The organism is Bacteroidota bacterium (assembly GCA_037133915.1).
Classification (GTDB): domain Bacteria; phylum Bacteroidota; class Bacteroidia; order Bacteroidales; family CAIWKO01; genus JBAXND01.
Genome location: JBAXND010000021.1, coordinates 59,163 through 68,287, shown reverse-complemented (window position 1 = coordinate 68,287; position 9,125 = coordinate 59,163). Strand labels below are relative to the sequence as shown.

8 protein-coding genes are annotated in these 9,125 nt (G+C 42.1%); 3 read left to right on the top strand and 5 right to left on the bottom strand.

Going from position 1 to position 9,125, the window contains the following annotated elements; genetic code table 11:
* Positions 1-51: 51 nt before the first annotated feature.
* Together WCM76_09095 and WCM76_09090 are read right to left on the bottom strand one after the other, a co-directional pair.
* The gene (locus WCM76_09095) at positions 52-990 is read right to left on the bottom strand and encodes a hypothetical protein (protein MEI6765784.1); all 939 of its coding nucleotides are present in this window, start codon (positions 988-990) and stop codon (positions 52-54) included.
* An 11-nt stretch (positions 991-1,001) separates the two neighbouring features.
* The gene (locus WCM76_09090) at positions 1,002-1,775 is read right to left on the bottom strand and encodes an MBL fold metallo-hydrolase (GenBank protein ID MEI6765783.1); all 774 of its coding nucleotides are present in this window, start codon (positions 1,773-1,775) and stop codon (positions 1,002-1,004) included.
* A 148-nt stretch (positions 1,776-1,923) separates the two neighbouring features.
* Here WCM76_09090 and WCM76_09085 point away from each other — a divergent pair, with 148 nt between their 5' ends.
* The 3 genes from WCM76_09085 (at position 1,924) to WCM76_09075 (ending at position 6,042) form a co-directional block, all read left to right on the top strand.
* The gene (locus WCM76_09085) at positions 1,924-2,436 is read left to right on the top strand and encodes a flavin reductase (GenBank protein ID MEI6765782.1); all 513 of its coding nucleotides are present in this window, start codon (positions 1,924-1,926) and stop codon (positions 2,434-2,436) included.
* A gap of 75 nt (positions 2,437-2,511) precedes the next feature.
* A complete protein-coding gene (locus WCM76_09080) occupies positions 2,512-3,051 on the top strand; it encodes a hypothetical protein (GenBank protein MEI6765781.1) in 540 nt (179 codons plus the stop codon).
* A gap of 114 nt (positions 3,052-3,165) precedes the next feature.
* Positions 3,166-6,042 (top strand): M14 family zinc carboxypeptidase, encoded by a 2,877-nt coding sequence (locus WCM76_09075; protein ID MEI6765780.1) that lies wholly within the window; start codon positions 3,166-3,168, stop codon positions 6,040-6,042.
* Between the two features lie 30 nt (positions 6,043-6,072).
* On the opposite strand, the gene WCM76_09070 is transcribed toward WCM76_09075, so the two are convergent.
* From WCM76_09070 to WCM76_09060, 3 genes are all read right to left on the bottom strand, one after another.
* Complete coding sequence (locus WCM76_09070; GenBank protein MEI6765779.1) at positions 6,073-7,131, bottom strand: choice-of-anchor L domain-containing protein; 1,059 nt, start codon at positions 7,129-7,131, stop codon at positions 6,073-6,075.
* Between the two features lie 48 nt (positions 7,132-7,179).
* Positions 7,180-8,352 carry a CapA family protein gene (locus WCM76_09065; protein ID MEI6765778.1) on the bottom strand — a complete coding sequence of 391 codons (1,173 nt, stop codon included), beginning with the start codon at positions 8,350-8,352 and terminating at the stop codon, positions 7,180-7,182.
* A 68-nt stretch (positions 8,353-8,420) separates the two neighbouring features.
* Positions 8,421-9,035 (bottom strand): hypothetical protein, encoded by a 615-nt coding sequence (locus WCM76_09060; protein ID MEI6765777.1) that lies wholly within the window; start codon positions 9,033-9,035, stop codon positions 8,421-8,423.
* Between the last annotated feature and the right edge of the window lie 90 nt (positions 9,036-9,125).

Sequence of the window (9,125 nt, the reverse complement as noted above, 5' to 3'; positions counted from 1 at the left end):
TGTTGCGGTTTGCAAAATAATATTCTGTATTTTTATCGGACAATAGTGATTTCAATAATATAAAATTAAGAATTTGCCAAAGTGAACGGCTTTTTCTGTTTTACTTTTCCATGAATACCATTTTGACTCATTATCCTTATCGAGCTTGTATTTCTTATCGGCGTTCACGCGGGCCCGCAGCAGGTCATTCGCATTATAACTTTCAAGAATCAGCTGCAGCGGTTCATCTATGATATAATAATGAGGTATGAAGGTTTCCGACGAAGGATACGCATCGCTGAAAGCCCCGATACTCCTGCCCAGCATAGAATAGTAATCGGGGAACAGTGCAGGAATAAAATACTTTTCGGTTTGAGTAATAATCCGTTTGCCTTCAGCCTGCGCATCTACCGGAACATTGGGGGTTTCGCCTGCTGCATCCACGCCTGGCCCGGCATTTTTCTCAGAGCGTTCATTCATATCTGATGCATCAGAACCTGAGCCGGAACCATCGGTATCGTTGTTTACCGCTGCCGATCCGGCGCTGCGTGTGAACTGAATAATACCGGCAGCAAGTACCGGGTAATCACCTTCCCATTTGTACAGGTTCAAACGCAGTTTAGTCATATATTTTTTTCCCTGTATTTTGCTTTCAACCACCTTGCATTTACCAACCATATCTCTCACCGCCTGATTGATATAGCTTGAGCCATTCATCATTACGCCAACGCTGAGATCGGGATATATCATAATCCGGAACACCGCATCAAGCAAGAGTGATTCGGCCAGCCTGCGGGATTCCTCTTTAGCATCTGCTCCTCCTTTGACGCAGGCGGTGGCTTCCGTGTAACCATCGGTCCAGTCGGTAAAAACCGTGTCGTTACCGACAATCAGATGTTGCCCTTTTTCCTTTATCAGGGGTGCAATTCCATTTTGTGCAAAACCCGTAAAGACACAGCACAACATCACAATCATTAAAACAGTCCCAAAACGAATAGAAAAAGTTCTCATAACTATTAATTTTAAGGGTTATCGCAGATATCAATTTTCAAACCATCATAGGCAAACTGCACATTTGACGGCAATTTATTTTTCATTTCAGCATAGCGCCCCATCAGGTGGCTGATATGAGTCAGGAAGGCTTGCTTCGGTTTTAGTTCTGCAATAAGTTCAAGAGCCTGTTCAAGATTATAGTGTGAGTAATGCGGGGAAACACGCAAAGCATTCAAAACAAGTACGTCAAGTCCGGTCAGCTTTTGTTTCTCTTTAGGTGAAATATAACTTGCATCGGTAAGGTAAGCAAAGCAGGCAATACGGTAGCCGGCAACTTTCATGGTATAATGTTCGGCTTCAACGGGAATGATTTTAATTGAGGCAGCAACAAAAGCCTTGTGTTTGATGGTATGTTGAATTATTTGCGGTACGCCGGGATATTTATCGGCAGCGAATGCGTAAAGAAATTCGCGGTGAATAGCTTTCTGTACTTCGGCACGGGCAAAAACATCCATGGGCTTTTCCTGACTGAAATTAAAGGAGCGCACATCGTCAAGGCCGCCGGTATGGTCCTTATGCGCATGTGTGAGCAGCACTGCATCAAGCTGTGTCACGTCTTCGCGCAGCATCTGAGCTCTGAAATCGGGTCCTGTATCGATAACAATTACCTTTCCGGAAATTTCTATCATCACCGACGAGCGCAAACGTTTATCGTGCTCATCGGGCGATGTACATACCCCGCACTTGCATGCAATCACGGGTACGCCTTGCGAAGTGCCGGTTCCAAGAAATGTTATTTTCAATCCAATGATGTTTAACTTTTACAAATTTACATAAACGTGCTGAGAAATGGGAGTACAATATTTCATCATTTTTTTTGATGATTTTGACACTAAAAAACCAATAAATGATTTACTTTTGATTGCACTTAAGAATACATTGTTTCTTATTATGGAAAGCCTGTTTGAAAAAATCAGTCCCGAAGATATCACGGACAACATTTTTAAGTTGATTGACAAGGACTGGATGCTAGTAACGGCAGGCAGTCTGGAACATTATAATATGATGACGGCGTCATGGGCAGGCTTTGGAATATTGTGGCATAAACCGGTTGCTTTTAGTTTTATCCGTCCCAACAGGCATACGTTTCAATTTACTGAAAAACATGAGATGCTCACCCTCACATTTTTTGAGGAAAAGTACAGGCGTATCCTGAATTTCTGCGGTTCAAATTCGGGGCGTGATGTTGACAAGATGAAAGAATCAGGACTGAAGCCGATACTTACGCCCGGCGGTTCTGTGGGCTTTGAACAAGCCACCCTTATTTTAGAATGCAAGAAACTTTATGCCGACACCATAAAACCGGAATTTTTTTTAGATCCTAAAATTGATAAAAACTATCCATTGAAGGACTTTCACATGATGTACATCAGCGAAATCACGGGTTGTTATACACGAAAATAGATTTTTGTTTTACCCCGCATCAACACAATATTTTCAGGCTACTGCAGTTTTATTGAAGTAAATTTTTAGACAGCAATGGGATTAAAAAATATTATAAGAAAGATTCAGTACAATCGTGAAGCAGGAAGAAATACGCGTAACAAGCTTATGACAAGCCTTGCAGAAGCAAAAAGTATCGGCATTCTGTATAATGTTGAAGACGAACAGCTGAATCAGCGTTTCACCGCTTTTGTTTCACGGCTCCAAAGCGAGCGCAAAGAAGTAAGAACACTGGGATTTATCAAGTATAAAGATACACCACATTATTGTTTCCCCAAACTCATGTCGGACTATGTTACGCGGCGAACCACTACCTGGTATGGCAAGCCTTTTGGTGACAAGGTGCGTGATTTTGCGAACAAAGAATTTGATATTCTGTTCAATTTAGACCTTCAGGATAATCCTACATTACTTTATATTACCGGTATTTCACAGGCAAAACTCAAAGTTGGAAAGTTCAATGAAGCCCACACTTCATTTTTCGACCTGATGATTGCTGCCGAAGCAGGAGTAAGTGTTGAATCATTCTGTGAACAGGTGATTACCTATATGAATATGATAAAAACTTCGCGTTAAGCATCCTAAGAACCCTTTTTCTTGTCTAATACTCACCTTGTTAATTCTTCGTTAACCAATGATTTGGTGAATCAGGATGCGTATTTTTACAACCCTATCCAACATTATAATTGTATGAAGAAACTGTTACTTTTTACTCTCGGGCTGATATTCGCAGGATTGCTGAATGCACAACAATCAGAATCGTATAGTACAAGCACAGATGCTATATTCGGCAACGAACGTGAAATATATTTCAAGTTCAATTGCGAGAATAAACAGCAGCAGGATGCGCTTGGACAAATCGTTGCTATAAGCAAGGTCAAAGGTGCTGAAGTGTTTGCATATGCCGGAAAAAAACAGTTTATTAATTTCCTGGAACAGCATATTCCTTATCAGGTGCTGCCCTATCCCCGACCGATTCATCCTAAAATGTTTACCAAAAGCAGCAGTAAACAAATTATGTCGTGGGATTCCTATCCTACCTACAGTGCATACGTATCAATGATGGCGCAGTTTGCCATTGACTACCCGACACTGTGTGATATCGATACCATTCTTGACCACACGACCAATAATCACCGGATTCTTGTTGCACACATCTCGTCCAATGTTAATACGCCCGCAAATAAGCCACAATTCCTGTATACGTCAAGCATTCACGGGAACGAGCTTACGGGTTATGTGTTATTGCTTCATTTAGCTGATTACCTTCTTTCAAATTATGGAACGATTGCGCGGGTTACGGCATTGTTGAATAATGTTGACATCTGGATATGCCCGCTTGCCAATCCTGACGGCACTTTTAACCCATCGGATAATGATATTTCAAGCGCACACCGTGGTAATTACAGCATCAATTCCCAAACAGGCACTTACTTTGACTTAAACCGGAATTATCCGGACCCTCGTACAGGAAATCCGACAACTGATGGTCCGATACAGCCTGAAACACAGGCTTTCATGAATTTTGCCGCACAACATCATTTCAATGCGTCGGTTAATTTTCATGATGGCTCTGAGCTGATAAATTACCCCTGGGATACCTGGGATATCAATACCAATAATCATCCGCACCCCGATGATGCATGGTGGCAGCGGATTTCCAGAAGCTATGCCGATACCGTTCATCTGAATAACGGTGCGTTGGGCAGTAGTTATTTCTCAGACATGAATAACGGGATTACCAACGGCGGCAACTGGTATATTATTGAGGGCGGTCGTCAGGACTACATGAATTATTTCCATCACTGCCGTGAGATGACCATTGAATTGTCATACGATCAGCCGCCGGCCGGTGCGAGTCTTCCCGATTACTGGAACGCACAGTATCGTTCGATGATAAAATTCATTGAAGAATCTGAAAACGGAATTCGTGGCATAATAACCGATTCATGCAGCGGGCAGCCGATACGCGCCAAAGTATTTGTAAATTCACATGATGTAATAACCGACAGTTCATTTGTATATTCGGCACTTCCAGTTGGAAATTATCATCGCCCCTTGATTAACGGGACATACAGTCTTACGTATTCGGCTCCGGGCTATCAGTCAAAAACAATTACGGGCATTGTGGTTAACAACGGCAGTGCAACCATCAGAAATATCGTGCTGCGTCCGACAAGCCTGCCAAATGCCGATTTCACATCCGATGTTGTCAACACATGCAGCGGCATTGTAAATTTCACAAATTTATCAAGCAGCAATTCCAGTTCATACCTATGGAAATTCGGTGATGGCAGTACTTCCACACAGAATAACCCAACACATATTTACACTTCAGACGGAACGTATACCGTTGTACTCATTGCCTCAAATTGTATCGGTATTGACAGCATCGTGAATACTTCATACATAAATGTTGCGCTGATTAGTACCACAAACCTTGTAAACGACACCACCTGTGGTCCGGGCACGGTAAACCTTTCTGCCCAAAGCACAGGTACTGTAAGGTGGTTTGATGCGGCTATGAATGGCACATTACTTAATACCGGAAATTCGTATTCTCCGGCAATTACTACTACAACTACTTTTTATGCGGAAGGAAGCGTCCTGTATCCGCAGCAAAGTGCCGGAAAGCTTGATAATACAGGACCGTCAGGAGGTTATAACAGCTCAGGTGACCATTATCTTGTTTTCGATTGTCTCAACGACCTGATTCTTGATTCTGTTACAATTTACGGAAATCCGAGTACCACTCCGGGCAATAAAACCATTGAACTGCGTACTTCAACGGGAGCAGTTCTTCAATCGGTCACGGTGAGCATTGCCAGTGGTGTGAATAAAGTATATCTGGGTTTTAATCTGCCGGTAGCGAATAATCTGCGCCTGGCCTGCACAAGTGGTGCCAATCTTTTCAGACACAACACCGGCGGTCTGGGGTACCCATATACAATTACAAATTTAATCAGCGTAACAACATGCGATCAGGGTACAAATTACTATTATTATCTGTTTAACTGGAGGGTGCATAAACCGGGCTGTACGGGTGCCCGCGTACCGGTGTATGGTGTTGTGACACCCACTGCTGCAGCAGGATTTACTTCCGTTGTAAATAATGCAGTTGTTGATTTTACAAATACATCGACCAATGCTACAGCCTGGTATTGGGATTTTGGCGATGGGAATTCAAGCAATTTGCAAAACCCTTCACATACCTACGCGAGCGCTGGAAATTTCAATGTTAAATTGGTTGCGTACGGTTGCAATGCCGATTCCGTGACACTTCCGGTTACGATTACAGTGATTGGTGTTGCTGCGAATGAATCGTTCGGCAATCTGAGTGTTTCCCCCAATCCTGCAAAAGATATGGTGTACATCAATTGCGACGGCTCAAAAGAAAAACTCACGGTTGAGTTATTCAGCATCACCGGAGCAAAGGTTTATGCTGCCGATTACAGCAATTATTCGGGAATTATCGGTATAGATATTTCACGCTTTGAACAGGGAATATACCTTCTGAAACTCAGTAATAGCAAAGGTAACGCTGTGAAGCGGATAGTAAAGATTTAGTGAAACGGCTTCCCTTGGATGACGTTGTCTTTATAACACAATCATTTTTTGAATGCTGCGGCCTGCAGAAGTTTCAACAGACAGAAAATAAACGCCGGTGGGTTTGTTGCTCATAATATTGCCAAGCATGAATTGCTGTGTGCCGGCATCAAAGGTTTGCGAAGTGCTGTACAGAGTGCTGCCTGTGTAATCAAAAATATGGATATTGGCATTGCCTGCGTTTATCATGTCGATATACAGCACCGTATTGTCGTTAATTGGATTGCTGCTGATTCTTGCGGCAGAGATAGAATTTTCTTCAATATCGGTAAGAATATAACTTTTCAGGCTCTGGGCTTTCAGGAAAATGCCTGAATCAAAAATGCCATCAGCGACATCTGAAACAGCCAGTTTAAGGTGATAGCTTGTACCGGCAACCACAGCAGCTTGTGCGGTAAGTACTGTCGTGAATCCGTCGAAAGCAATGGTTGTTCCTCCTTGTGTTTGATTATCGACGTAATACTGACTGTTAGTAGTTGCATTCACATTATTGATACAAACCGGTGAGCCGGAACCCGGCAGCAGGGCGATGTTCACATCTGCATAATTGCCGCCTGCAGGATTTTGACCTGTAATAAAAAAGCCAAAAACATCGTTAAACGAACTGCCTGCAAACTCAGGATATTCTTCGGATGCGAACACATACTTGAATTCCATCATGTTTCCATTAGGAATCACGTCAAACTCAAAAACGGCTGCATCATACAATGGAGCACCTGTAACAAGGGTTCCAAGAAGTGCGTCGCCCGGTGTATTATTGAATGTACTCAGAAATTCCTGAACAGAGTCACCAATTGCAGGAATTGTATCGATGCGTCCGGTCGACAGAATGATGCCGCTGCTCATGCCAATATTGGTAGAACTACCGTTGGTGAATGTCCCAACAGCGGCAGAATCGCCTGTAAAAACCGGATTGCTCACCGTTACACCCGACAGCACAAAGCCGGTTAAAACTTGAGTGTAGTTCGTCGTATTTGTAATGTTTATTTGTGAAAATACACTTAATGCTCCACTGAGGAACAATGCGCTATAGAGTAATATCTTTTTCATAACAATTATGTTTTTGAATTGTATCGCTAAATTACTACAAAAAAACGGTTATTTTACATTCCAGCTGTCTGTTTTTATATCGTAGGAATATTCACCTATGCCAATATTTCCTGTATTTAAAAGGCTGCGTGAATCGGCAGCGAATATGTTCATTTTTTCAACAGAGGCCTCGTCTTTAAGCAGACCTAATTGCTCTGCCTTAGATACAGGCACAATGAAAAATTTCTTTTTTCCGTTTATCAGCGGAGTATAAACCCATGTAAGATAATAGCCCGACTGGGTAATCTCGGTTTTGCCATCTTTTTTTGTGAGTTCAATCTGCAACATAGCGCCACCGTCTTTGTAGCGTTCGCGCTGGTTAGAAATGTAATTGCCGAGTGAATAGCAAACTACCACTTCCCTGCCCGATGAATCGGGATAATGCATTCGCTCCATTCGTTCAATTACGTGCGGATGCATGCCGATTACAAGGTCGGCACCATTGCGGAAGAGAAATTCAGCAAGCCCCGTTTGAAAAGCATTCGGCTGTGATTTGTATTCATCGCCCCAATGAATAAAAACAATGGTTTTATCGGGTATTGAATCTTTGGCTTTCTTCAGGTCAATAGCCATTTGAATAGTATCAATCATGTTCACGTAAACAGGTCCGGGAACAACAATACCATTCGTGCCATACGTGTAATTCAGCAACGCGAGTTTAATACCGTTTTTATTGATGATTGCCGGATAGCTTGAATTTCGGGAGGCAGTATCGGCAAACGTTCCTGTATGTCTGAGCCCCAAACTGTCGAGCAATTTTATTGTCCGCAAAATGCCTGCCTTTCCCCTGTCGCATGAATGATTATTGGCGGTTCCTACTATGTCAACACCGGCCTTTATAATGGCCGGAACAATTTGCTCAGGTGCGCTGAATGCGGGATATCCGGTATATGGTTTTCCGCCCAGCGTTACTTCAAAATTTGCTATAGCAATATCGGCGCTGCTGATAATTGGCGCTACGTACTCAAAATTATAATCATATACATAGGTATTCAGCGAATCGTCCCAAGCACAATCAATTTGAGTCTGGTGCTGCATGATGTCGCCCATAAACAAAAGGGTAAGACGGCTTTCATCATTCTTTTTGCTGAAATCATTCTGGTCGTAGGTCTTTTTGGTGTGACCTAACAGTAATCCGGTCATGACAGCAGCCACCAAAAGTATTCGTAAATAGTAGTTCATAAAAATGTAACAATAGAAATGAGATAATTAAACAAGAATGCACCGATAATGGGGATACAAGCCGAAAATTAATACATGTATATCATTGAAACAGGCGTATTATCGGGCACTTCAAGTACAGTGTGCACTTTGCCGGGATGTGTCTTCAGGTCTGCAGGTTTTACTTCAAAAGCAATTTGTGATAACTGTTCTGCATAGACAAAAATACCGCCATCCTCATTGCCGGTAAGCGATTGAATGGTATATACTTTTTTAAGTTCGCCGAAAGTGCTTCCGACACCAATTCCGTCTTTGGTTTTATACTTTGTGCTATGAATAAATATTCTCGAGACTTCGCAAATATCGGTACAAATAGGTTCAATAATCAGGGCATCCGGTTTTCCGTCAACCGTGATGTAATACATTTTGGAATCGATGCCTTCGTTGCTGACATTCTTCTCTTCAATATTCTCTTTCCTGAATAATTTTTCGAGGTTTGCAACATCCATATTTATTTCAATCTTTCCGACATGTCCTTCACAAATCAGATATACAGAATCAATTTTTATTTCCGGCAATTGCTGCATATTTTTTTGTGCCTGAATCTGACATGCGTTGCTATCCGTATTGGAAAGGATAAAAAACAGAAGCAGCGCACAGGTGATAATCAGTAATCCCGATAAGGCAATGATGACTTTTTTCATTATTGATGAATTTATTGAAGAATACAGTTCTTACAGCCACAAATTTATGAAAATTAGCGTACAATCAACGTATTGCATGCGTATTTTAAG